The following is a 21,885-nucleotide window of genomic DNA, read 5'->3' as shown; positions in this document are numbered from 1 at the left end:
CGCCCATGTGCTGCCGGTAGGCCTTCCAGAAGCCGCGCACCGAGGCCTCGGTGGCGCGGCCCTCGCTCGACGCGGTGCCGTCGCCGCCCATCTCCACCACCGCCTCCAGCGTGCCCGCGCCGGCGATGCCGCGCTGCACGAAGCCGCCGACGGCGCCGTCCTCCATCGAGATGAAGCCGGCCGGCCCGATCAGGTTGGACTGCTTGAGCCGCACCTGGCGCTGCTCGGGCGTGTCGTCGGCATAGCCCAGGTAGGTCCAGTTCAGTTCGGTGCGCTCCACGCCCCTGGGCAGCACCTGGCGCACCGCCAGGCAGTTCTGGATCTGCTGCAGCACGAAGCCGGGGAAGACCGAGAGGATCTGCAGCGTCACGCCGTCCCCGTATTCCTGGAAGCCGGCCAGCAGGCTCGGGTCCTTGAGGCGGTAGTTCGCATCGTCCGAGCGCAGGCCCTGGTCGCGGTACGAGGCGTCCTTCTCCGCCTGCGCGTCGATCATGGAGTAGCTCACATGGTTGCCGCCGCTCTCGTCGACGATGACGCCGCCCTTTTGCGACAGGCGATTGAGCTCGAAGGTGGTGAAGAACAGGTGCAGCAGGCTCGCGTGGTAGCTGTCGCGCACGTTCTCCACGTACAGCTTCCAGTTGTTGGGCAGCGCCTGCGTGAAGCGCCCGATCACCTCCACCGGCTTGTGCAGCACGCGCTCGATGCGTTCGCAGATCTCCTCGCCCAGGTACTCCTCGATGCCGGGCACCTCGTCGCCGAAGCTGCCGAAGAGCAGGCCGCAGAAGCTCGCCACGCGCAGCTTGCGCGGGCCGTGCGCCTCCTTGCAGAAGCCGGGCGGCATGCCGCCCTGGCCCTTGACGCCTTTCTCGAAGGCCACGCCGGTCAGGTCGCCCTGCCGGTTGTAGCTCCAGGCGTGGTAGACGCACTGGAAGTTCTCGGCGCGGCCCGACTTCTCCAGCGCGATCAGCGCGCCGCGGTGGGCGCAGCGGTTCTCGAAGGCGTAGACCTCGCCGTCCGCGTCGCGCACCACCACCACCGGCGTCTCGCCGACGAAGGTGGTGCGGTAGCTGCCGGCCTCGGGCAGCTCGGCCTCCAGGCACAGGTAGTTCCAGGTCTCGCCCTGGAAGATGCGCGCCTGCTCCTCGGCGGCGAGCTGCGCGTCGCGGTAGACGCCGTAGGGGATGCGCGTGAGCCCGGGGCCGGACCAGCGGACGGGTTGAAGGGTGGACGTGTCTTGCATGGGGCTGCTCAGTCGAGGCGGACGTTGGCGCTGCGGATGACCCGGTCCCACTTGGCGGACTCGGCGCGGATGAACTGGCCGGTGCGGGCCGGGTCCCAGCCGCGCGGCTCGGCGCCCTGCTCGGCGAACTTCTGCCGCACCTCGGGCTGGGTCAGTGCGCCGGCAAAGCTCTTCTGGAGCGCGGCCACCTTGGCCGCGGGGGTGCCCGGCGGCGCCACCACCGCGAACCAGGTCACGGCGTTCATCGACGGCAGCCCCTGCTCGGCGAAGGTGGGCACCTCGGGCAGTGCTGCGGAGCGCTGCTCGTCGGCCACGCCCAGGATGCGCAGCTTGCCCGCCTGGTGGAAGGGCAGCGACGAGCTGATGTTGTCGAAGAACACGTCGATCTGCCCGCCCACCAGGTCCACCAGCGCCGGCGCCGTGCCCTTGTAGGGGACGTGGACCATCTCCGTGCCCGTGAGCTGCATGAACAGGCTGGCCGTCAGGTGCGAGGTGGTGCCGTTGCCCTGCGAGCCGTAGGTCACCTTGCCCGGGTTGGCCTTGGCGTAGGCGATGAACTCCTGCACGTTCTTCACCGGCAGCCGCGGGTTGACCACCAGCACGTTGGGCACCGTCGCCAGCACCGTGACCGGCTCCCACTTCGACGGGTCGAAGGCCATCTTCCGGTACAGGTGGTGGTTGATGGCGATCGGCCCGGGCGGCGAGGCCAGCAGGGTGTTGCCGTCGGGTTCGGCGCGGAACACCGCCTCGGCGCCGATGTTGCCGCCGGCGCCGGTGCGGTTGTCGATCAGCACGCCGGCGGGGAACTGCGTGCGCAGCTTCTCGGCCACCACGCGCGGCAGGATGTCGGCCGTGCCGCCGGCGGGGTAGGGCACGATGATCTTGAGGGCTTGCGGGGTCTGTGCCGTGGCGCTGCCGAGCAGGCAGGCCGCAGTCAGGCAGGCGGCGCCGAGGCGCCGCGCGAGGGCGGTTGTCATCCTGTTGTGTCTCCGTGTCTGACGTTCATCGGGGGTGATCCAGTGTCCGGGCCGCATGCCTTCCGCCACAAGCCGGATGTGCGGCATGCGCAAAAATGGACACCCCGGCATGCGCAGGATCAAGATGCGATGGCAGACAAGAACTTCGTGAGCTCGCTCGACAAGGGCCTGCAGGTGCTGGGCTGCTTCGGCCGGCAGCACGCGCGGCTCACCGTCTCGGAGGCGGCGCGCCTGACCGGCAGCACGCCGGCCTCGGCGCGGCGCTCGCTGCTCACGCTGCAGGCGCTCGGCTACCTCGACAGCGACGGCAAGCGCTTCTGGATGCTGCCCAAGGCGCTGCTGATCGCGCACGCCTATCAGTTCCCGCCCGATGCCGCAGCTTGCGCAGCCGCTGCTGGTCGCTCTCTCCGAGCGCACCCGTGAGTCGGCCAGCCTGGGCATGCTTCTGGGCGACGATGTGGTGATCGTCGCTCGCGCAATTGCCCGGCGCAGCCTTTCGACGGGGCTGGCCATCGGATCGCGGCTTCCGAGCTATTGCTCGGCGCTCGGCGGGGTGTTGCTCGCCGCGTTCGAGCCCCTGGAGGCACGCAGACGTGTCGACCAGATGCAGCGCGCTGCACTGACACCGCGCACCCTCTGGCGTAGCAACGACGTCGTGGCCGAGGTGGCCCGCTGCCGCGAGCAGGGCTGGTCGGAGAGCGATGAGGAACTGGAACTCGGCGTGCGGTCGATGGCCATCCCGGTGTTCGACCGTGCGGGCGATACCGTCGGCGCCATGAGCATCGCGGTCCAGGCCGACCGTATGACGATGGCGGATTCCGTTCGACCATGCTGCCGGCGCTGCGTCGTGCGCGCGATGCGCTGGCGACCCGCTTGCCGGCGGATTGTGCGCACCCGGGCCGGGCGCAGTGGAGCCGCTGCGGCGGGCATCTCGGTACTTCGATGCAAAGCGTCGTAGGGGAAACCCTGGAACGACCAAGTTTCTTTCGCGATGCGCAAATATCCTGACGCTACATCAAGCCTTCGGTCACACCATCGCGCCCGCGGCTGCAAATCAATGCCGCGAACCAGTCGAAGGAGACATAAGATGCAGACAACAGTCATCACGATGCTGCTGGCGTCGGTGGCCCTAGCCGCGTGCGGTGGCGGCGGATCCACGCCGCTGCCGCTGCCGCTGCCGCAGCAGCAGCCGCCGCAGCAGGAGCCTCCGCCGCCCCCGGTGCCCTTGGCTTCGCGCGCCGCATGCGAGGCTCTGAAGGACGGAAATGGCGACATGGTGTGGCCAAATGCCGCGACGGTCGTGGAAGTCGCTGCCTGGCGTGACGCCGCGCCCGCCACCGCATCTGCGGCGGCGCTGCCCGAACACTGCGAGGTGTCCGGCACCATCGCGAAGCGCACCGGGATCGACGGCTATCCCTACGAAATCAAATTCCGCCTCCGGATGCCCGCAGAATGGAACGGTCGTTTCTTCATGGAAGGCGGCGGCGGAACCAACGGCTCGCTGTCCGCGGCTACCGGCAGCATTGGTGGGGGACAGATCGCAAGCGCGCTGTCTCGCAATTTCGCCACCATCGCAACGGATGGAGGTCACGACAACGCAGTGAACGACAATCCCGACGCGCTCGGCACCGTTGCCTTCGGATTGGATCCGCAGGCCCGTCTCGACATGGGCTACAACTCGTACGATCAGGTCACGCAGGCAGGCAAGGCCGCGGTGGCCAGGTTCTACGGACGCGCTGCCGACAAGTCCTATTTCATCGGCTGTTCGGAGGGCGGCCGCGAGGGCATGATGCTCTCGCAGCGCTTCCCTTCCCACTACGACGGCATCGTTGCCGGTGCACCAGGCTACCAGTTGCCGAAGGCCGGGATCAGCGGTGCGTGGACCACACAGTCCCTTGCGCCCGCCGCTGTCGGCTTGGATGCACAAGGCGTGCCGCTTATCAATAAGTCTTTCTCTGACGCCGACCTGCACCTTCTTTCACAGGCAATCCTGGGCACATGTGACGCCCTCGACGGCCTTGCGGATGGCATCGTTGACAATTACCGGGCATGCCAGGCAGCCTTTGACCCCGCCACGGCAGCCAATCCTGCAAACGGCCAGGCGCTCCAGTGCGTTGGCGCCAAGACTGCGGATTGCCTGAGCCCCGTCCAGGTCACTGCGATCAAGCGCGCGATGGCGGGGCCCGTGAATTCGGCGGGAACGCCGTTGTACAACAGATGGGCTTGGGACGCTGGCATGAGCGGACTGAGTGGCACGACCTATAACCAGGGGTGGCGCTCGTGGTGGCTCGGTAGCTTCAACAGCAGTGCCAACAACGCCCAGCGCGTGAGCGGCTTCTCGGCGCGCTCCTGGCTGGTCGATTTCGCCACACCGCCCGAACCGATGCCCTTGACGCAGGTTGCCGCGCGGATGATGAAATTCGATTTCGACATCGATCCGTTGAAGATTTGGGCGACCAGCGGACAGTTCACCCAATCCAGCATGGACTGGCACGGTGCAACTTCTACTGACCTTGCTGCCTTCCGCGATCGCGGCGGCAAGATGATCCTGTACCACGGCATGTCCGACGCCGCGTTCTCAGCCCTGGACACGGCCGACTATTACGAGAGACTTGGCGCAGCGATGCCAGGTGCTGCTGGATTCGCGCGCCTTTTTCTGGTGCCGGGTATGAATCATTGCAGCGGCGGTCCCGGGACCGACCGGTTCGACATGCTGACGCCCTTGGTCGCCTGGGTCGAGCGCGGCGAGGCGCCGGATCAGATCTCCGCCTGGTCGGGCACGCCAGGGTACTTCGGGGTGGCGGCACGCACGCGGCCACTTTGCCCGTATCCCCAAATCGCCCGCTACAAGGGTAGTGGAGACATCAACACCGAAGCGAACTTCGCCTGCGCGGCGCCGCCCTGAAAGGGGCCACGTAGCGTGGCGCCTTGCACGATTGCTCCGGCAAGGTGAAGTTTTCATGCTGCGTACTTGACGATCGGGTCCTGGAAGCAGGTCAAGACGCGATGACAGACAAAAACTTCGTGACTTCGCTCGACAAGGGTCTGCAGGTGCTGAGCTGCTTCGGCCGGCAGCACGCGCGACTGACAGTCTCGGAGGCGGCGCGCCTGACCGGCAGCACGCCGGCCTCGGCGCGGCGCTCGCTGCTCACGCTGCAGGCGCTCGGCTACCTCGACAGCGACGGCAAGCGCTTCTGGATGCTGCCCAAGGCGCTGCTGATCGCGCACGCCTACCTCGCCTCGCGCGCGACGCCCACGCTGGCGCAGCCGCTGCTGGATGCGCTGTCGGAGCGCACCCGCGAGTCGGCCTCGCTGGGCAAGCTGCTGGACGACGACGCGATCATCATCGCGCGCTCCACGGCGCGGCGCAGCCTGAGCATCGGGCTGGGCATCGGCTCGCGCCTGCCGGCCTACTGCTCGGCCATCGGCCGCGTGCTGCTGGCCAGCCTGCCGCCGGGCGAGGCCGAGCGCCGCGTGCGCGCCATGCCGCGCCAGCCGCTGACGCCGCGCACGGTGTACGAGGTGCGCCCCGTGCTGGAGCTGATCGCGCGCTGCCGCGAGCAGGGCTTCGCCGGCAGCGACGGCGAGCTGGAACTGGGCGTGCGCTCCATGGCCGTGCCGGTGCACGACCGCAGCGGCTCGCTGGTGGGTGCCATGAGCATCGCGGTGCGCGCCGAGCGCATGAGCTTCGCCGAGTTCCGCGAGGCCTTCCTGGCCGCCCTGCGCAAGGCCGGCACTACGTTGGGCGAGCGGCTTTATCCCGAGTGAAGGGGAACGGCCTGCTACACCCTGTGCACTACGCCCGCGCTCAACTCAGAGACACTGGCTGTACGCGAAGACTACCGGGGTTGGACTGCTTCAAGCTCCTTCAGAAACCACGAAAATCCAACCCCGTCCAGCCCTCAAACTGACATGGGATGATGTCGAGGACCACGTGCGGAGTCTGGTCAGTCTCCTTGGGTTCATCCTTCAGGCACGTCCTTGGGCAGCAACGACTGCGTCATGGCAACCCACTCTTCTGCTAAGACAAACCCCGGCGTCGCCGACAGTGCGTCGCCTCGATTTCCAGCCAGGGCTGTACGCGAATCCCTCGGCGCCATCTTGCGTCCAGTCGCACTCTCGGCGTCAAGGCTTGTCGGGCCTCTCGAGGAAGGCGAAAACGCCAAGCATGCTTCTGTCGATGACCGTGCGGTGATCCGCGTCCTGAATCTCCTCGTAGCGAAAGATCATCTTTCGCTCTTCCATGGCATCAATCCACGTCCTAGTCATGTCGACGGGAACCGCTTGATCGACCACGCCCTGCGTGATCATCACAGGCACGGTGATCTTGGAGAGAACTTCCTGCATCCGGGGGACCATTCGTCGGGTCGCCGGCGCGATGGCCGCAACGGCGTTCCACTGCTTGGGATATTTGGATGCGAGGTAGAGCGCGCCGGCGCCTCCCATGGAATGACCGACTAGGAACGTGCGCGCCGGGTCCGTCCGGAACTCCTGCTTCGCCAGGGCCAGCACGTTCATGACGTCCTGCTCACTCAACGCCCTCAGGTTCGGGGGATCGTGGGCCGCTGCAGGATCGGGGGTGCGGCCAAGGCCTGCGCGGGGGCTGTACTCGCCGGGGATGCCATACCAGCCCCGCGGGTTGTATCCCATGGGCGCAACCACGACATAGCCGCCCTTCTCGGCCAGGTCGAGCAGCGCGCCGCGCATGAGGGTGTTGTGGTTCCCGTTCAGTCCATGCAGCGCGATGATCAAAGGCGCCGGCTTGTCTTTCCTGACCTTGCTGGAAACGAACACCGCGTAGGGCAAGTCCTCCCCGGTGGGACCGAAACGGTAGGTCCGCTGCCCGACCCGCGGATCGGGGGGCAAAGGCTGCGGCCGCGGCGATGCAGGCGGGGCGACGGGCTGAGCCGCCACGACCCCGGACAACGCCGACAAGCCAACGCCGATCGCCCATGCCCGAAGCATGTTTCTTCTGTCGAGTTCCATAGCCTTTCCTTTCCACGCCGAAATGCCGGCGGCTTCTCCGCCTATTCCCGCCCGGACCTTGCGTGCAGCGCGAACGCCATGAGGCGCAGGTCGCGCCAGTGAGACCTTTCCCGCAGTTGCGCCTGGGGCAGCAGCTTCCGGCGCTGTGCCTCGACCTCGGCGATCAATTCGGCATCCCAGCTGTCCGAATGGTCCCTCGACGCGGCGATGCGCTGGTAGAGCGGCCCCAATCGCCGGGCATAGTCGGCGACGCCGCCCACCGCATTGAGGTCGATGGTCTCGAACGGTCCCATGAAGGACCAGCGCCATCCCAACCCGTCGCGTACGGTCTTGTCGATGTCCTCCACCGAGGCGATCCCATCCTTGACCAGTGCCCAGGCCTCCCTGAGCAGCACGGCCTGGAGGCGATTGAGGACGAAGCCATCGATCTCGCGTCTCACCGTGATCGGACTCTGGTCGCATGCCAGCATCAGCTCGCGGGCGAAATTCAGAGCATCCGCACCGGTATCGGGCGAGGGAACCAGCTCGACCAGCGGGATCAACGACGGCGGATTGACCGGGTGCACCACGAGGACGCGGTCGCTGATGCGCAGCCCAGATGCAAACGCGGAGGCCGGGATTCCCGAGGTAGAACTACCGATGATCCGCCTGCCGTCGTCCAACGGCTCGAGTTGCTCAAGCAAAGCGCGCTTCAGATCCGCCTTCTCCAGAATTGACTCCTGGACGTAGACGGCATTGCGCACCGCCTCCTCCAGCGAGGCCACAACCCGGACTCTTCCGGCGACGACGGACGGGGGTTCGTCGACCAGCCCCTGGTCGGACAGCGCGTCCAACTGCAGCCGTATCCGGCCTGGCGCTGCCTCCAGGACGGCGGCATCGGCGTCATGGATGTTGACAGCGAATCCGGCCCGGGCGAAAACCACGGCCCACGCGCAACCGACCAGGCCCACACCGATGCAGGCAACGGTTCCGAAGTTCTTGGGATCTATCATGGGCATATTCATCACAAGGTTCAAAGAATTTCGCGCTCCCTGCCCCAGTTCATGCGTAGCCCTGAATTGGGGCGCCTGCACGCAGTCCGAGCTTCGAGATGAGGACCGGCGCCCCGCCCCAGCGCTGTCGGGCAAGCCAAGTGGCAAGCCCTTGGTCCATCACGCGCGTGTGGCCTGGAAACCAGTCGGCCAGCGCAATCGCGAAGGCACGAACCACATCGGCGCGCCCCTGGCCAAACGCAATCTTGACTTCGCGCAGGCTTTCCAACACGGCAGCATGCTCTTCGACGTGGCAGCGTGCCGAGTCGTACCGCGAGACGCGCATCGTCTCTTCCTCCTCAGCAAAGTGCGAGCGCACATGGCGCTCGAAAGCGGCCAGGGCGGCATCCAGCGCCCCAGTGTCCGACGACAGCAGCGCATCGACGCACCGAACGAACTCGCGATGCATCAAGTCCATGCTCTCTTCTCCGAGCACGAACCTTTCATCCCAGGCGAGCGAACTCGGGATTGGTCGTTGAACAGCCAGCGCCGCAACCGAAAGGGCTTCCTTGCTCACGGGTTGGTCCCAAGGCCTGCCTCCCGGATCACGCCGCTGAGCTTCTTCACATCACCTTCAAGCCACTTGCGCGCTTCGACCGAGCCGACGAACCTGGGCTGCACCTCCAGATCGTTGAGACTCTTCATGATGGCCGGATCGTTCATCGCATCCCGGAAGGCGGCTTCGAGGCGCTGCAATACGGGTGCGGGAGTTCCTGCCGGCGCGGAGATCGTCACCAGCTGTTCGTTTCCGTCGAGCTCCGGGTAACCCTGCTCGCCCGTCGTTCCAGCGCTGGGCAAGAGCGGCAGCCGCGTGGGCCGCTGCACGGCGATCACCCGCAGCCCTGCACCATCCATCTGCTTGACCAGCGAGCTGTAGGGCAAGACGCAGGCGTCGACATCGCCGGCCTTGATCGCGGTCAGCGCCGGTGCCACTCCGTTGTAGGGAACATGCGTGATGTTCAGCTTCTGGCCGGGATGGTTCTTCTGGAAGGCGAACCTGAACATCTCCAGTTGAAGGTGGTTGATGCCGTTGGCGCCCGTGGAGCAGATGCTCAGTCCTCCAGGCCTGCTGTTCGCCAATGCCACGAGTTCGGGCAATGTCTTGGCCGGGGTCTTGTCGCTGACGGCGAACAGGGAGGTGTAGATGCCCAGGCCCGCGATGGGCGCGTAGTCCTTCAGGCTGAACTCGTGGTTACGAACGAGCAGATGGACGAAGCCGAACGCCGAGCCGGAGGCGATGAACAGCGTGTAGCCGTCCGGCTTGGCCGTGGCTGCGGCGCGCGCTCCGACGGCGCTGCCGGCACCCGGGCGGTTGACGATCACCACCGGCTGCCCCAGGAGCTCATTGACCTTCTTGCCCAGCACGCGGGCGGTCGCATCGAGGCTGCCACCGGCGGCGAAGGGAACGATGATGCTGATCGGTCCCTGAGGAAACGCCGGTTCGGCCGCCGCGGCGCGCTGCGCAGCCGCAGCCAGAAGCGCTGATGCCAGCAGCGCGGGTAGGACCTGGCTGCCGAACTTCGGCAGTTGGAGGGCGAAGCGGGCGCGGCGCGCCAGCCCGGCGATGGTCGGGATCATACGGTGTCTCCTTGACGGACGTTGGTCTGGGATCGGACAGGCCCTTACGCCTGAACGGCAGGGGCTTCCATGGGGCGGGCCGTGCTCATGAGCGCCTCGGCCTTGTCGGGATCGAGATCCTCCGGCAGGACGGTCTGCGTGGCCCGAACGCGATAGAGATGCGGCATGAGCGAGGCCTCCGGCCGCGTGCCGCGGTCTTCGCATGCGAGGGCCGCATCGATCAGCGTCCTGCGCATGGCGACCACGGCGCGGTCGCTGCTGCCGAGGTTCTCACGCGTGCGATCCACGATCGCACCTGCCGTCTCGCACACCATCGCGTCCTGGGCGCGCACCCCTGCGATGCCCGTGAACGACACGGTCTTCTGCAACTGGCGATCGATCAGGTAGTTGTTGTCCAGGCGTTCCGTCGGGCGCGTGGTGCCTGGCACGACCTTGCGGTGCGCGACGTCGCCGTTGCACCATGCCGCCAGTTCCTTATCGCCCAGCCTGCGGTCCGGGCGAAACGTCACGCAGATCACCCAGCAGCGCTCGTCCGTCATGGGCACCCACATGCGCACCAGATGGGCGTCGTCCGGATGCGGGGGGATCATGGTGTAGAACGGCATCAGGAACTGGTTCAGGCGCCAGTAACGCTGCCCCTCGGCGGTCCTGCGTCCGTTGCAGGCCATGAAGCCGGCCGGCGTCGGCAGGATCTTCCAGACCGGTGCCTTGTCGTCGTGGAAGTATTGCCCGGTCAACGCTTGGGCATCACCTTCGGTCTTGTTGACGAGGCTGTGCAGGAAGCCCACGTGCGCGCTGTCCAGTTCGCCCTCCATCGCCTGGGCATAGTTGCAGTCCTGCTCCCAACGCGAGGCATAGATGTGATCGTCCGGCAGGCCCAGCCACTCGAAGTCGGGCAGCGGCGGCGCGTCGCCCTCGCCCATGTACACCCACAGCACGCCGCCGGCCAAGCGCGCTGGGTAGGCCGTCGCCCGGACTTTCGAGCACATCGGACTGCCTGCGGGCTCGGTGGGCATGTCGAGGCACTTGCCCTCCACCGAGAACTTCCAGCCGTGATAGACGCAGCGTACGCCCCCCGCCTCGTTGCGGCCGAAGAAGAGGCTGGCGCCTCGGTGCGGGCAATGCTCGTCCAGCACGCCGATGCGGCCCTCGGTGTCGCGGAACACCACCAGCGACTCGCCCAGAAGGGCGAGGCGAACCGGCGGTTCGTCCGCGGCGGGGATCTCGCGCTCGAGCATGGCCGGCGTCCAGAAGGAGCGCATCAGCTTGCCCATCGGTGTCCCCTGGCCGGTGCGGGTCAGGACGTCATTGTTTTCTTTGCTCAGCATGGCGGTATGAAGTAGCTATTGGGTTTCGCGAAGATGGATCTGAAGAAGCCGGACGCACCACAGACATCAGTCGGCCTTGGCCCCAGACGCCTGGATGACAGGGGCCCACTTCAAGATGTCGGCACGGATGCGCTGGTCGTATTCCTGGGGGCTGGAGCCGACGGGATCCAATCCCATTTCGAGCAGCTTGTGCGCAAATTCCGGCGTGTGCGCCGCGCGTGCGATGTCCGCACTGATCTTCTGCACGATGGCCGCCGGCGTGCCCGCCGGCGCAATCACGCCGACGCTGCTCTGGGCCGACACGCCAGGAACAGTCTCGGCGACCACCGGGATGTCGGGCACGCTGGCCGGGCGCGAGGGACTGAACAGGGCGATGGGCTTGAGCTTCCCAGCCTTGATGAGGCCGGCGCTGGCGTAGTAGGTGTCCATCAGCAGCGGCACCTGCCCGCCCATCACGTCCTGTTGTGCCGGCGCGCCCCCGCGGTACGGCACGTGGACGATGTTCACGCCCGCCTTGACCTTCAGAAGCTCCATCACCAGGTGGTGCGCGGTGCCGCTTCCCGGGCTCGCATAGCTCAGACGCCCGGGCTGCCGCCGGGCGAGCTCCAGCAACTCCGCGAGATTGCCCGCCGGCAGCGACGGGTTGGCATCCAGGATGATGTGCTGCACACCCACCTCCGACACCGGCTGGAGATCCTTCAGCGTGTCGTAGGGCAGGTTCGACCTCAGCGTCGGATTGATCGCATGGGACGACACGGCGATGCCTAGCGTGTAGCCATCCGGCGGGGCCTTGGCGACCACGTTGGTCGCCAGCACGGCGCCGGCACCCGGCCGGTTGTCGACGACCACCGGCTGGCCCCATACCTCGGAAAGCTTTTGCGCCAACAGCCGCCCCTGCGCATCGGTCGAGCCACCCGGCGGGAACGGGATGACGAGCCGGACCGGCCGGCTGGGCCAGTCGTCCTGCGCGTGGACCGGCGAGGTCATGGCCAGCGGAAGCAGCGGCAGCGCCAAGCGCATCCTGTTTTTCATCGTGTGTCTCCTTGGCCCGTGGCGGCCAGTGCGTTCTCATCTGCACGTACATCCAGACCCATGGATCGACGATGTAACGATTGCATTATGCAAGTATTTATTTCGCCTCACAAGGGCCACCGACAAAGGGAGACCTCCTTCGGCTAGGCGATTTCCCTAGGATCGAAAGGTTGCAAATCAAGGAGAAGTGGGCATGACGGCTATGCTCGGGACGCAGCAGCCCCTGCCGCAGACCTCTCGCATCCATGGCCACCAAGAAGAAGTTCGCCCTCGAACACTGGATCTCCTACCGATTCGGTCTGATTGCGTCCCGCATCGGCACCGTGATGGCCGCCCGCTACGTGGCCGCCCATGACCTGCCCATGCCTGCATGGCGTTCGCTGGCCGTCATCGCGCGCTTCGGCCCTCTTTCGGCGGGCGAATTGGGGGAGCGGACATCGTCCGACCCGTTCCGCGTCGTCCGCGCCATCGACCTGCTGGTCAAGCGCGGCCTAATCACGCGTACACCCGACCCTTCGGACAGACGGCGCGCCCGCCTGGAATTGACCAGCGCCGGGCGCGCGCTCTACGAGGAAATCGAGCAAGGCGCAATCGCCAACGAGAAATTCGTCCGCGCAGGCCTCACTGCGCAGGAGATCCGGCTGCTCGAGAGCATGCTGGACCGCATCGATGCGCAAGTGCAGGCGCTGAGCGCGGGCGTGTCCGAGCCCACCCGCGCCGAGTAGACCGGCCGGCAGCGTCTTGCGACGGTTTGATATTACTTGCATAATGCAATTAATAGGGCTCACGTTCGAGCCTTGCCAACTCCCGCGAGACAACCCGATGAACGAGCAAGATACTTCCACCACGCAGCCCATCCGCTTTGTCGGCAAACGCCAGCAGGGCGGCGGCTACGGCAAGCCGCCTGGCCGGTCCGATGACTTCCTGACACAGGTCGAGCCCGGCACGCCCTGCGGCGAGTTCATGCGGCGCTATTGGCATCCCGTGGGCGTTTCGTCCAAGGTCACGACGGACCCCGCGCGGGTGCGCATCCTGGGCGAGAACCTGATCTTGTTCAGGGACGGCCAGGGGAAAGCTGGCCTGCTGCACGAGCACTGCGCTCATCGCGGCACCTCGCTGTACTACGGCAAGGTCGAGAACGAAGGCATCCGCTGCTGCTACCACGGCTGGCTCTTTGCGGTCGACGGCAGTTGCGTGGAGCAGCCCTGCGAGCCCGGCGGGGGGCAGCACCGCGACAAGTGCCGCCAGCCTTGGTATCCGGTGCAGGAACGCTATGGCCTCGTCTTCGCCTATATGGGGCCGCTTGACGCGATGCCCCCCCTGCCGCAGTACGACGTGCTCGAGGACCTGGGGGCGGACGAGGAACTGCAGCAGGAGGACAAGAGCTTCTACATCGGCGGAGGCGTCTCCCAGGACAAGCCTGTGGCCCCGTACAGCTGGCTCCAGAACTTCGAGAATGTGATGGATCCCTTCCACGTGGTCATCCTGCATTCGCGCTTCAGCGGCGTGCAGTTCCGCGAGCAGATGGCGGCCATGCCCGCCGTGGAATGGGAGCAGTGCGACCACGGTGTCATGTACCGGTCAGTGCGCCAGACCAAGGAAGGCACCCTGACGCGGATCACGCAGACACTGCTTCCCAACGTGCGCATCGTCCCGTCCATCGAGCTGGCGCCCGGCCAGGGCCGCGAGGTGGCCTGGCTGGTGCCGGTGGACAGCCATCACCACCGCACCTTCGGTGTGGCGCGGGTGCTCAAGAGCGAAGACCCACTCTATTCACGGCGCTCGCGCATGGCGGTCTTCGAAGGCAAGACCTGGTGGGAGATGACGGAAGACGAGCACAAGCGCTTCCCGGGCGACTACGAGGCGCAATCCACCCAGGGGAGCATCCCCGCACACAGCGACGAGCATCTCGCCACCAGCGACAAGGGCCTGGTGATGCTGCGCCGGATGCTGGCCCGCCAGATCCGCGTGGTCCAGGAGGGTGGCACCCCCGAGGGCGCGGGCCAGGACGGCGCAATGGTCTCGGTCAAGGCGGGAAACTTCTTCGAATGAGCGGCGAGCGCTTGTTCGACGTAAGGGTCGTGGCGCTGCGCGAGGAGGCGCCTGGCGTGGTTTCCTGCGAGCTGCAATCGACTTCGGGCGAACTGCCCTCTTGCCCGCCCGGCGCGCATGTGGACGTGCATCTTCCCAACGGGCTCGTGCGCCAGTATTCGGTCGCGTCAGCCACGGCAGACAGCTATCAGGTCGCCGTCAAGCGCAAGCCGGCCAGCCGAGGCGGGTCCGCGTTCATGACCGACTCGTTGCGCATCGGCAGCCTGCTGCGCATCGGCGCTCCGCGGGACAACTTTCCGCTCGTCGCGGCCAACGGCCGTACTGTGCTGATCGCGGGCGGTATCGGCATCACAGCGCTGCTTCCCATGGCGCGCCTCCTGGCGGCCCGCGGACTCGACTGGACGCTGCACTATGCGGTGCGGGCCCCCGAGGATGCCGCCTTCAAGCGCGCACTGCAGGACCTGGGCGACCGGATCCGCCTCCACGCCTCCTCGACGGCGGGATGCCGGCTTTCCATCGAGGACATCGTCATGCAGCAACCGGCCGGCACCCACTTCTACTGCTGCGGGCCGGCGTCGATGCTCGATGCCTTCCTGGCGGCCACCACATCGCTGCCGCCCGAGCAGGTGCACTTCGAGAGGTTCGGGGCCGAACCCACCGCCGGAGGGCAGGAGTTCGTCGTTCGACTGGCGCGCAGCGGCCAGGTGCTGCCGGTGGCCGCAGACCAGACGATCGTCGACGCGCTGCTGGCCGCCGGAGTCGATGCGCCCTACTCCTGCCAACAGGGCATCTGCGGCTCGTGCGAAGTCAAGGTCCTGCAGGGCAGCCCCGACCACCGGGACGACGTACTGACGGAGGCGGAGAAAGCCTCCAACAAGACCATGATGATCTGCTGCTCGCGCGCCTGCTCCCCCGAGCTGGTGCTCGACCTGTAGCAAAGCAGCCGGCCGTTGCGGGCTTGAAGGGCGCCGTGCTCCTTCGGCATCGTGCGGCGCCTTGCGTCAACCACCGGAGACATCCCATGCTTCAACCCACCATCGGCCTGATCGGACTTGGCGCCATGGGCGCCGGTATCGCCACCACATTGCGCAGGCAGGGCCACGAATTGCGCGTGTGCGACGCGCAGCCGGGGCGCGCGCAGGACTTCGCCGCCGAAGGCGGCCTCGCCTGCGCCACACCGGCCGAAACGGCGGCCGGCTGCGACGTGCTGGTCTCGGTGGTGGTCAATGCCGAGCAGACGGAAGCCGTGTTGTTCGGCAAGCACGGCGCTGCCGCAGCGATGTCGCCCGGCAGCGTGTTCGTGATGTGCTCAACGGTCGATCCTTCCTGGTCGACGGCTCTGGAAGCGAGGCTGGCCGAGCACGGCATCCTCTACCTCGACGCACCCATCTCGGGCGGTGCGGCCAGGGCGGCCAGTGGTCAGATGACGATGATGACGGCCGGCGCGCCGGCCGCTTACGAGAAAGCCGGCGGTGTGCTCGACGCCATGGCCGCCAAGGTGTACCGTCTGGGCGACCGGGCCGGCGCCGGCAGCAAGGTCAAGATCATCAATCAGCTCCTGGCCGGCGTGCACATCGCCGCGGCGGCCGAGGCCATGGCACTGGGCTTGCGCGAGGGCGTCGATGCGGCCGCGCTGTACGAGGTCATCACCCACAGCGCCGGCAACAGCTGGATGTTCGAGAACCGCATGGCCCACGTGCTCGCCGGCGACTACACGCCGCTGTCGGCGGTGGACATCTTCGTCAAGGACCTGGGGCTGGTGCTCGACATGGCGCGGGCCAGCAAGTTCCCGCTGCCCCTGTCGTCGACGGCGCACCAGATGTTCATGCAGGCCTCCAGCGCCGGCTTCGCCCGCGAGGACGACAGCGCCGTGATCAAGATCTTCCCCGGCATCGACCTGCCGGCTGCCCGCCCTACCCTCACCGACGCCTCGTCATGAACGTCCTCATCACCGGCGGCTGCGGCTTCCTGGGCGCCCGCCTCGCACGGACCCTCCTGCAACAGGCCAGCCTGCCGCTGGCCGGCGCACCTGCACAGCCCGTCGAACACATCCTGCTGGCCGACCGCGCGCCACCGCCGGCCGACCTGCAGGCCGACGCGCGCATCCGCGTCCTCCAGGGCGATCTGCTCGACCAGGCCGCGTCCGGCGCGCTGCCGCTGGCCGAGGTCCAGCTCGTGTTCCACCTCGCGGCCGCCGTCAGCGGCGAATGCGAGGCCGACTTCGATCTCGGCATGCGCAGCAACCTCGACACCACGCGCGCCCTGCTCGAAGGCTGCCGCCGCGCCGGCCATGCACCCGTGTTCGTCTTCTCCAGTTCGGTGGCCGTGTTCGGCGATTCGCCGGAACAGCCACTGCCCGCAGTGGTGGACGACCGCACGCTACCGACGCCGCAGAACAGCTACGGCATCCAGAAGTTCGTCGGCGAGCAGCTGGTGGCCGACTACACGCGCAAGGGCTTCGTGCAGGGCCGCAGCGTGCGGCTGATGACGGTGAGCGTACGGCCCGGCCGGCCCAACGGGGCGGCTTCCAGCTTCCTGTCCGGCATGCTGCGCGAGCCGCTGGCCGGTGAGCGGGCGCGCTGCCCGGTGCCTCCCGACACGGCCGTCGCGCTGGCATCGCCCGGCAACACGGTGGCAGGCATCCTGCGCGCGGCCACTGCCGGCGCGGCCGAGTGGGGCGCGCGCACGGCGGTCAACCTGCCGGCGTTGACCACCACGGTGCGGGAGATGGCCCAGGCGCTGGAGCGCATCGCCGGAGCGCAGGCGACCGCGTTGATCGACTGGTCGCCCGACCCCGGCGTGGCAAGGATCGTCACGGGCTGGCCCAGCCGCATCCACGCCCGGCGTGCCGCGAGCCTGGGACTGGCCGCCGACCCGGACTTCGACACCGTCCTGCGCCAGTACGTGCAGGAGAATCCGCAAGCGGTGAAGCTGCCGCTGAAAGGCTGACGACAAGACCATGGCCAACCTGCTTCTCGGCTGCATTGCCGACGATTTCACCGGGGCGACCGACCTGGCCAACAATCTGGTGCGCGCCGGCATGCGCGTGGTGCAGACGATCGGCGTGCCGGAAGCCCCGCTGGACGCCGAGGTGGATGCCGTCGTGGTGGCACTCAAGTCGCGCACCATCCCGGCACCCGAGGCCGTCGCGCAGTCGCTCGCTGCGCTGCGCTGGCTGCAGGGCCAGGGTCGCGGCGGGGTCGCGCCGCGGATCTACTTCAAGTACTGCTCCACCTTCGACAGCACGCCGCACGGCAACATCGGCCCCGTCGCCGAGGCGCTGATGGATGCGCTGGACTGTGGCTTCACGGTCGCCACGCCGGCCTTCCCGGACAACGGGCGCACGATTTTCAAGGGCTACCTGTTCGTCGGGGACGTGCTGCTCAACGAGAGCGGAATGCAGAACCATCCGCTCACGCCGATGACCGATTCCAGCCTGGTGCGCGTGCTGCAGGCCCAATGCACACGCAAGGTCGGTCTGATCGACCACGCGGTGGTGGCGCGCGGCGCCGATGCGGTCGCGGCGCGCATCGCGCAGCTGCAGTCGGAGGGCGTGGGCATCGCCATCGTCGACGCGCTGTCGAATGATGATCTGCTGCGCACCGGCCCCGCGCTGGCTGCGCTGCCGCTGGTGACGGCGGGCTCGGGGCTGGCCATCGCCCTGCCGGCCAACTTCGGTCTTGCGCCTTCGGCCCGCGCCAGTGCGCTGCCACCGGCCGGCGGACTGCGCGCGGTGGTCTCGGGCAGCTGCTCGCTGGCCACCAACCGGCAGGTGGCGGACTTCGTGCGCCGCGGCGGCGCGGCGCTGCCGATCGACCCGCTTCGCATCGCCGCCGGCGTGGACGTGGCGGCCGAGGCGCTCGCATGGGCCGCGTCGCGCATGGCACAAGGGCCCGTGCTGGTCTATTCCACGGCCGAAGCGAACGTCACGAAGGCGGTGCAGGAACGGCTCGGCGTGGAAGAGGCCGGCGCCATGGTGGAGCGCACGATCGCGGCGGTCGCACGCGGCCTGGTCGAGCGCGGCGTGCGCCAACTGGTGGTGGCCGGCGGCGAAACGGCGGGCGCCTGCGTGCAGGCGCTGGGCATCGCCCAGCTGCAGATCGGTCCGCAGATCGATCCCGGCGTGCCCTGGTGCCATGCCCGCAGCGGGGCCGCCGCGGACGGCGGCCTGCATGTCGCCCTGAAGTCCGGCAACTTCGGCGGCGATGACTTCTTCACCCGCGCCTTCGAGGCACTGCCATGAACGAGGCACACGCGCGCGAGGAGATCTGCCGCATCGGCGCGAGCCTGTTCCAGCGCGGCTACGCGCATGCCAGCGCGGGCAACATCAGCGTGCGCCTGCCCGGCGACGCCGGCTTCCTCATCACCCCCACCGATGCCTGCCTGGGCTTCCTGGACCCGGCGCGCCTGGCGCGACTGGACGCACAGGGCCGGCAACTCGACGGCGACCGCGCGAGCAAGACCATCGCGCTGCACACGCGCATCTATGCCGCCGCGCGCGCCTACGAAGCCAACATCGCCTGCGTCATCCATACTCACAGCACACACTGCGTGGCGTTGAGCCTGCAGCCCGAAGGCAACGAGCTGCTGCCGCCAATCACGCCCTACTTCGTGATGAAGGTCGGGCACGTACCGCTAATTCCCTATCGTCGCCCCGGCGCACCCGATGCGGCCGAGGCGGTGGCACAAGCCATCGAGCGCTACGGCGCGGCAGGTGCGCCGCTGAGGGCGGTGATGCTGGAGCGCCTGGGCCCCAACGTGTGGCATGACACGCCTGCCGCGGCCATGACCGTACTGGAGGAGCTGGAAGAGACCGCCAAGCTGTGGCTGCTCTCCGGCCGCCGCTGCGCGGTGCTCGACGAAGCCAGGATCGCCGAGCTGCGCACGGTCTTCGGGGCGCGCTGGTAGCGCCCTTTGCTCTTTTCTTCCCGCGACACGCCGCCATGCCCCGCTTCGCCGCCAACCTCTCGATGCTCTACACCGAGCTGCCCTTCCTCGACCGCTTCGCCGCCGCCGCGGCCGACGGCTTCGAGGCGGTGGAGTACCTCTTCCCCTACGAGCATGCGCCCGCCGACCTCGCCGCGCGGCTGCGCGACCACGGCCTCGAGCAGGTGCTCTTCAACACCCCGCCCGGCGACTGGGCCGCCGGCGAGCGCGGCCTGGCCTGCCTGCCGGGCCGCGAAACCGATTTCCGCGACGCGGTGGCCAAGGCGCTGGACTATGCCCAGGCGCTCGATTGCCCGCGCATCCACCTGATGGCCGGCCTGGTGCCCGAGGGCCGCACGCGCGACGAACTGCGCCCGCTGTACATCGACAACCTACGCCGCGCCGCCGAGATGGCCGCGCAGGCCGGCCGCGAGGTGCTGATCGAGCCGATCAACACGCGCGACATCCCCGGCTTCTTCCTCAACCGCCAGGACGAGGCGCACGCCATCGTGCAGGCCGTCGGCGCGCCCAACCTGAAGGTCCAGATGGACCTGTACCACTGCCAGATCGTCGAGGGCGACGTGGCGACCAAGATCCGGCAGTACCTGACGACGGGTCGCGTCGGCCACTTCCAGATCGCCGGCGTGCCGGGGCGGCACGAGCCCGACGTGGGCGAGCTGCACCACCCCTATCTGTTCGACGTGATCGACGAGGTGGCCGCGCAGTGCGGCTGGCAGGGCTGGGTCGGCTGCGAGTACCGGCCGGCGCGCGGCGCGGTGCCCGGCGGCACCAGCGACGGGCTGGGCTGGATGCGGCGCTGATCCTGGGGATCGCGCCGCCTGAGCATCCCGAGTGACCGGCACAGCTCAGGAAGAGTGGCTGGCGCCTTCGTCAGGCCGCAGCGCGGGCCTCACCCCGGCGTAGCGCATGAGTAGCTTTGTGCGTCATCGACATTCCCCTGCCCGTCGTAGGCGGCCTCCTGCGGATAGGGACAATGCGGCCGCGTGCTTTGCGTGCCCGGCTTGGAACCGACGATGGCCTGCGGCTCCTTGCCATGCTCCACCCAATCCTTGAGCGGCGCCACCCAGTCGACGCTGCCATGGCCCGGTCCGCCGCTGCAGTGGCCCATGCCGGGAACCATGTACAGCTTCATGAACCGCTCTACCGCGGCGGGGCTGCCGAACACCGACTCGACGTTCGCCCTGTATTCCAGCGTGCCCATGGGATTGACGCCTGGATCGGTCCATCCGTGATACATGATGATCTTCTTGCCCGCTTCCGCAAACCTGCGCAAGTCCGGATTGGTGGCGTTGTACGTCTGCTTGGCCGTTTCCATCCGATGGGGATCCGCGCTCCAGTCGAACTGCGTCAGGTAGTCGAAGTCCGGCCGATCCGGTTCAAACAGGAGGTATTGGAAGGCATCCGCCATGACCGTGTGCAGTTGCGGGGTTCTTGTGCCGTTGGTGATGAGCCAGTCGGGCCACCCCCCTTGCGTGTTCTCGGAACCCACCGGCAGCGCCAGCACGCTCACGTCCGGCCGCCCCTTGTACACCCCGACCAGCGCCGCCTGCTCTTCCGCGGTGAGGCAGTCCGCCCCGCCCGAGGGACCGCACATCGGTACGTGCACGAGTGGGTCGAAGTTGCAACGCAGAGGATTTCTGATCTGGCCATCCTTCACGCCGTCCAGCGCGTCGCACCCTGGGTAGTTCCCTCCGTTGCCGTTGTAGACGATGTTCCCGATCAGGTCCCGTTTGGCCGGCGAGATGACGGAGCCGCCCGCAATCCCGCTCTTGTACAGGTGCTGCAGCAGCGCCGGCGCCGACATCTGTTGGCGCGTGTAGTTGTAGACCGGCGCGCCCACGGCATAGCCGTCGAAGTCCTCCGGGAATCGCTGCGCCTCCATGAGCCCTTGGCGCCCGCCGGTCGAACACCCGTTCCAGTACGAATACTGGATCTTCTCGGGATAGTGGGCGTTGACGATCTCCTTCGAGACAAGCGCCGTGAGGTGCACGGCCCGGTAGCCAAAGTCGATCTCCATGTCTCGGCCGAACTCCGCGTCGTAGCCAAACCGTGCGCCGGATTGCGAGCGGATGGATGCATCGTGTCCGGTATCGGTCGACGAGGTGGCGTATCCCTGGCGCAATGCCGATTCCATCGCGCTGAACGAGATCGAGCCCGCCTTGCCACCGTTGCCGACCATCTGGAATCGTCCATTCCATTCTTTTGGCATGAACACGGCAAACTTGATATTGCCCCGGATGGTTCCCCGAACGTCGCAGTGCGCCGGCAAGTCCTGCGCCTGCGCAACGTCGGTGGCCGAGACGATGACCACGGCGTCCTGTTCCGATTCGAACCGAGACGCGAGGTCGGCGCAGGCCAGCGGCTCGGGAGGAGGCGTGTTGCCGCCCGTGGCGCCGTCGCCGCCCTCTCCATTGCCTCCTTCATTGCCACCGCCGGCCACGGGTGGAATCGGGAGCACGCTCGGGCCTCCCCCTCCTCCGCCGCATCCTGCGGCAAGGCCGGCGCCCAGTGCAATGGCGAGCAGTCGCCCTCTCGCTGTAAATCGAACCCTCATGGATGTCTCCTTCATTTGGTCTTCGTCGAAAGTCCACGCGCGCACGCACCCCTGAACCGAACGGGATCGGTCCTCGCTGATTCCCAACGTGCTTGCGCCCAGTCAGCCCTAGTCGGCCGTGATGCCGCCCTTCTTCACCACCTCGGCCCAGCGCGCGGCG

21 protein-coding genes are annotated in these 21,885 nt (G+C 67.5%); 12 read left to right on the top strand and 9 right to left on the bottom strand.

The window, feature by feature from the left end; genetic code table 11:
• Both ACIY1X_RS11995 and ACIY1X_RS11990 read right to left on the bottom strand, forming a co-directional pair.
• Positions 1 to 1,240 (bottom strand): aromatic ring-hydroxylating dioxygenase subunit alpha (locus ACIY1X_RS11995; RefSeq protein WP_399680775.1); only part of this gene is annotated, 1,240 nt, incomplete at its 3' end.
• 8 nt (positions 1,241 to 1,248) lie between these two features.
• A complete protein-coding gene (locus tag ACIY1X_RS11990) occupies positions 1,249 to 2,217 on the bottom strand; it encodes a Bug family tripartite tricarboxylate transporter substrate binding protein (protein WP_399680773.1) in 969 nt (322 codons plus the stop codon).
• A 129-nt stretch (positions 2,218 to 2,346) separates the two neighbouring features.
• Here ACIY1X_RS11990 and ACIY1X_RS11985 point away from each other — a divergent pair, with 129 nt between their 5' ends.
• The 4 genes from ACIY1X_RS11985 (at position 2,347) to ACIY1X_RS11970 (ending at position 5,985) form a co-directional block, all read left to right on the top strand.
• Positions 2,347 to 2,640, top strand: coding sequence for a helix-turn-helix domain-containing protein (locus ACIY1X_RS11985; RefSeq protein WP_294371542.1), 294 nt, complete (start codon positions 2,347 to 2,349; stop codon positions 2,638 to 2,640).
• The gene (locus tag ACIY1X_RS11980; protein WP_231638278.1) at positions 2,588 to 3,175 is read left to right on the top strand and encodes an IclR family transcriptional regulator C-terminal domain-containing protein; all 588 of its coding nucleotides are present in this window, start codon (positions 2,588 to 2,590) and stop codon (positions 3,173 to 3,175) included. Before ACIY1X_RS11985 ends, ACIY1X_RS11980 begins: the two co-directional genes overlap by 53 nt.
• A gap of 129 nt (positions 3,176 to 3,304) precedes the next feature.
• The gene (locus ACIY1X_RS11975) at positions 3,305 to 5,122 is read left to right on the top strand and encodes a mono(2-hydroxyethyl) terephthalate hydrolase (protein WP_304304429.1); all 1,818 of its coding nucleotides are present in this window, start codon (positions 3,305 to 3,307) and stop codon (positions 5,120 to 5,122) included.
• Between the two features lie 101 nt (positions 5,123 to 5,223).
• A complete protein-coding gene (locus tag ACIY1X_RS11970; RefSeq protein ID WP_277849201.1) occupies positions 5,224 to 5,985 on the top strand; it encodes an IclR family transcriptional regulator C-terminal domain-containing protein in 762 nt (253 codons plus the stop codon).
• 357 nt (positions 5,986 to 6,342) lie between these two features.
• On the opposite strand, the gene ACIY1X_RS11965 is transcribed toward ACIY1X_RS11970, so the two are convergent.
• From ACIY1X_RS11965 to ACIY1X_RS11940, 6 genes are all read right to left on the bottom strand, one after another.
• A complete protein-coding gene (locus tag ACIY1X_RS11965) occupies positions 6,343 to 7,203 on the bottom strand; it encodes an alpha/beta hydrolase-fold protein (RefSeq protein WP_277849202.1) in 861 nt (286 codons plus the stop codon).
• A 41-nt stretch (positions 7,204 to 7,244) separates the two neighbouring features.
• Entirely contained in the window at positions 7,245 to 8,195 is a 951-nt protein-coding gene (locus ACIY1X_RS11960; RefSeq protein WP_277849203.1) for a 3-hydroxyacyl-CoA dehydrogenase, read from the bottom strand.
• 49 nt (positions 8,196 to 8,244) lie between these two features.
• Entirely contained in the window at positions 8,245 to 8,751 is a 507-nt protein-coding gene (locus ACIY1X_RS11955; protein ID WP_277849204.1) for a bacteriohemerythrin, read from the bottom strand.
• Positions 8,748 to 9,812 carry a tripartite tricarboxylate transporter substrate binding protein gene (locus ACIY1X_RS11950; protein ID WP_277849205.1) on the bottom strand — a complete coding sequence of 355 codons (1,065 nt, stop codon included), beginning with the start codon at positions 9,810 to 9,812 and terminating at the stop codon, positions 8,748 to 8,750. Before ACIY1X_RS11950 ends, ACIY1X_RS11955 begins: the two co-directional genes overlap by 4 nt.
• Before the next feature lie 44 nt (positions 9,813 to 9,856).
• Complete coding sequence (locus ACIY1X_RS11945; RefSeq protein WP_304304430.1) at positions 9,857 to 11,140, bottom strand: Rieske 2Fe-2S domain-containing protein; 1,284 nt, start codon at positions 11,138 to 11,140, stop codon at positions 9,857 to 9,859.
• Between the two features lie 66 nt (positions 11,141 to 11,206).
• Positions 11,207 to 12,172, bottom strand: coding sequence for a tripartite tricarboxylate transporter substrate binding protein (locus ACIY1X_RS11940; RefSeq protein WP_294371573.1), 966 nt, complete (start codon positions 12,170 to 12,172; stop codon positions 11,207 to 11,209).
• 245 nt (positions 12,173 to 12,417) lie between these two features.
• Between ACIY1X_RS11940 and ACIY1X_RS11935 the strand changes: the two genes are divergently transcribed.
• The 8 genes from ACIY1X_RS11935 (at position 12,418) to otnI (ending at position 19,971) form a co-directional block, all read left to right on the top strand.
• Positions 12,418 to 12,897 (top strand): MarR family winged helix-turn-helix transcriptional regulator, encoded by a 480-nt coding sequence (locus ACIY1X_RS11935; RefSeq protein WP_294371576.1) that lies wholly within the window; start codon positions 12,418 to 12,420, stop codon positions 12,895 to 12,897.
• 97 nt (positions 12,898 to 12,994) lie between these two features.
• Positions 12,995 to 14,224, top strand: coding sequence for an aromatic ring-hydroxylating dioxygenase subunit alpha (locus ACIY1X_RS11930; protein ID WP_294371579.1), 1,230 nt, complete (start codon positions 12,995 to 12,997; stop codon positions 14,222 to 14,224).
• The gene (locus ACIY1X_RS11925; protein WP_294371582.1) at positions 14,221 to 15,159 is read left to right on the top strand and encodes a PDR/VanB family oxidoreductase; all 939 of its coding nucleotides are present in this window, start codon (positions 14,221 to 14,223) and stop codon (positions 15,157 to 15,159) included. The genes ACIY1X_RS11930 and ACIY1X_RS11925 overlap by 4 nt, the downstream gene beginning before the upstream one ends.
• A gap of 86 nt (positions 15,160 to 15,245) precedes the next feature.
• Positions 15,246 to 16,163 carry an L-threonate dehydrogenase gene (gene ltnD, locus ACIY1X_RS11920; protein ID WP_294371585.1) on the top strand — a complete coding sequence of 306 codons (918 nt, stop codon included), beginning with the start codon at positions 15,246 to 15,248 and terminating at the stop codon, positions 16,161 to 16,163.
• Complete coding sequence (denD, locus tag ACIY1X_RS11915; protein WP_294371588.1) at positions 16,160 to 17,173, top strand: D-erythronate dehydrogenase; 1,014 nt, start codon at positions 16,160 to 16,162, stop codon at positions 17,171 to 17,173. Before ltnD ends, denD begins: the two co-directional genes overlap by 4 nt.
• A gap of 10 nt (positions 17,174 to 17,183) precedes the next feature.
• A complete protein-coding gene (gene otnK, locus ACIY1X_RS11910) occupies positions 17,184 to 18,467 on the top strand; it encodes a 3-oxo-tetronate kinase (protein WP_294371590.1) in 1,284 nt (427 codons plus the stop codon).
• Entirely contained in the window at positions 18,464 to 19,132 is a 669-nt protein-coding gene (locus ACIY1X_RS11905) for an aldolase (RefSeq protein WP_294371592.1), read from the top strand. Before otnK ends, ACIY1X_RS11905 begins: the two co-directional genes overlap by 4 nt.
• A 35-nt stretch (positions 19,133 to 19,167) precedes the next feature.
• The gene (gene otnI, locus ACIY1X_RS11900) at positions 19,168 to 19,971 is read left to right on the top strand and encodes a 2-oxo-tetronate isomerase (protein ID WP_399680769.1); all 804 of its coding nucleotides are present in this window, start codon (positions 19,168 to 19,170) and stop codon (positions 19,969 to 19,971) included.
• A gap of 89 nt (positions 19,972 to 20,060) precedes the next feature.
• Here otnI and ACIY1X_RS11895 read toward each other — a convergent pair whose 3' ends face one another.
• A complete protein-coding gene (locus ACIY1X_RS11895; RefSeq protein ID WP_294371596.1) occupies positions 20,061 to 21,725 on the bottom strand; it encodes a tannase/feruloyl esterase family alpha/beta hydrolase in 1,665 nt (554 codons plus the stop codon).
• Positions 21,726 to 21,885: the final 160 nt, after the last annotated feature.

Origin of the sequence: Xenophilus sp. (assembly GCF_044462705.1) — a bacterium.
GTDB lineage: Bacteria > Pseudomonadota > Gammaproteobacteria > Burkholderiales > Burkholderiaceae_C > Xenophilus > Xenophilus azovorans.
Note: the sequence above shows the minus strand (reverse complement) of the source record. Positions and strands in the feature narration are given on the sequence as shown.

Coding starts and splice junctions, on each gene's coding strand:
- ACIY1X_RS11990 (WP_399680773.1), bottom strand. CDS start 2,217: ATGACAACCGCCCTCGCGCGGCGCCTCGGCGCCGCCTGCCTGACTGCG.
- ACIY1X_RS11985 (WP_294371542.1), top strand. CDS start 2,347: ATGGCAGACAAGAACTTCGTGAGCTCGCTCGACAAGGGCCTGCAGGTG.
- ACIY1X_RS11980 (WP_231638278.1), top strand. CDS start 2,588: ATGCCGCAGCTTGCGCAGCCGCTGCTGGTCGCTCTCTCCGAGCGCACC.
- ACIY1X_RS11975 (WP_304304429.1), top strand. CDS start 3,305: ATGCAGACAACAGTCATCACGATGCTGCTGGCGTCGGTGGCCCTAGCC.
- ACIY1X_RS11970 (WP_277849201.1), top strand. CDS start 5,224: ATGACAGACAAAAACTTCGTGACTTCGCTCGACAAGGGTCTGCAGGTG.
- ACIY1X_RS11965 (WP_277849202.1), bottom strand. CDS start 7,203: ATGGAACTCGACAGAAGAAACATGCTTCGGGCATGGGCGATCGGCGTT.
- ACIY1X_RS11960 (WP_277849203.1), bottom strand. CDS start 8,195: ATGATAGATCCCAAGAACTTCGGAACCGTTGCCTGCATCGGTGTGGGC.
- ACIY1X_RS11950 (WP_277849205.1), bottom strand. CDS start 9,812: ATGATCCCGACCATCGCCGGGCTGGCGCGCCGCGCCCGCTTCGCCCTC.
- ACIY1X_RS11945 (WP_304304430.1), bottom strand. CDS start 11,140: ATGCTGAGCAAAGAAAACAATGACGTCCTGACCCGCACCGGCCAGGGG.
- ACIY1X_RS11940 (WP_294371573.1), bottom strand. CDS start 12,172: ATGAAAAACAGGATGCGCTTGGCGCTGCCGCTGCTTCCGCTGGCCATG.
- ACIY1X_RS11935 (WP_294371576.1), top strand. CDS start 12,418: ATGGCCACCAAGAAGAAGTTCGCCCTCGAACACTGGATCTCCTACCGA.
- ACIY1X_RS11930 (WP_294371579.1), top strand. CDS start 12,995: ATGAACGAGCAAGATACTTCCACCACGCAGCCCATCCGCTTTGTCGGC.
- ACIY1X_RS11925 (WP_294371582.1), top strand. CDS start 14,221: ATGAGCGGCGAGCGCTTGTTCGACGTAAGGGTCGTGGCGCTGCGCGAG.
- ltnD (WP_294371585.1), top strand. CDS start 15,246: ATGCTTCAACCCACCATCGGCCTGATCGGACTTGGCGCCATGGGCGCC.
- denD (WP_294371588.1), top strand. CDS start 16,160: ATGAACGTCCTCATCACCGGCGGCTGCGGCTTCCTGGGCGCCCGCCTC.
- otnK (WP_294371590.1), top strand. CDS start 17,184: ATGGCCAACCTGCTTCTCGGCTGCATTGCCGACGATTTCACCGGGGCG.
- ACIY1X_RS11905 (WP_294371592.1), top strand. CDS start 18,464: ATGAACGAGGCACACGCGCGCGAGGAGATCTGCCGCATCGGCGCGAGC.
- otnI (WP_399680769.1), top strand. CDS start 19,168: ATGCCCCGCTTCGCCGCCAACCTCTCGATGCTCTACACCGAGCTGCCC.
- ACIY1X_RS11895 (WP_294371596.1), bottom strand. CDS start 21,725: ATGAGGGTTCGATTTACAGCGAGAGGGCGACTGCTCGCCATTGCACTG.